Annotated in this window: 1 protein-coding gene; it reads left to right on the top strand. The window is 45.0% G+C overall.

Going from position 1 to position 844, the window contains the following annotated elements:
* Positions 1-844, top strand: an 844-nt coding sequence (locus WMO25_RS18455; RefSeq protein WP_349086717.1) for a hypothetical protein, incomplete at both ends; no start/stop codon positions are given.

The following is an 844-nucleotide window of genomic DNA, read 5'->3' as shown; positions in this document are numbered from 1 at the left end:
ACAGAACTTTTTTATCCAGTCTGTTCGAACAGATTTTTAATTCCCCATCAGAAGCACTATCCCTTTACAATGCAATTAATGGGACGAACTATTCAGACCCCGGTCTGTTGACGATTACAACCCTCAGCGGTGCGCTTTTCCTTGGATATCGCAATGACGTTTCTTTTCTCATTGGCACGACTCTGAATTTATATGAGCATCAGAGTTCCTTCAACCCGAATATGCCGATACGCGGTCTCACCTATATGGCCCGATTATATGAAGGCTATATTCTGGAGACCGGATTAGATGTCTATTCGTCAATTTTGTTGAAGCTTCCGAAAGCCCAGTTCTTTGTATTTTACAATAGGACAACGGAACAGCCGGACCGGCTGGTACTTCGACTCAGTGATTCATACCCGGATGATGGCCTGGAGAATCATCTGGAAGTCTGCGCTATTATGCTGAATATCAACTATGGGCATAATAAAGCGCTCATGGAGAAATGTCAGACACTGCATGACTATGCTCTGTTCGTCGATACTGTTCGCCATTACATATCTTCCGGCTATACCCGTGAACGCGCTGTAGAGATAGCCGTTGAAGAATGCATCTCCAATAATGTTCTCAAAGAGTTTCTGATTCGGAATAAAGCGGAGGTACTCACTATGTTATACTCTGAATATGCCTGGGAACTGCATTTAAGGAAAATGCAGGAAGAAGGTCTGGAAGAGGGGCTTCAAAAAGGCCTCGAAGAAGGCCGACAAAAGGGCTTGGAAGAGGGCCGACAGCAAGGTCTTCAAAAAGGTCTCGAAGAAGGTCGTCAGCAAGGTCTTCAAAAAGGTCTCGAAGAAGGTCGTCAGCA

The organism is Coprococcus intestinihominis (assembly GCF_040096555.1).
GTDB lineage: Bacteria > Bacillota > Clostridia > Lachnospirales > Lachnospiraceae > Coprococcus_A > Coprococcus_A intestinihominis.
This window is presented reverse-complemented; position numbering and strand designations above follow the sequence as displayed.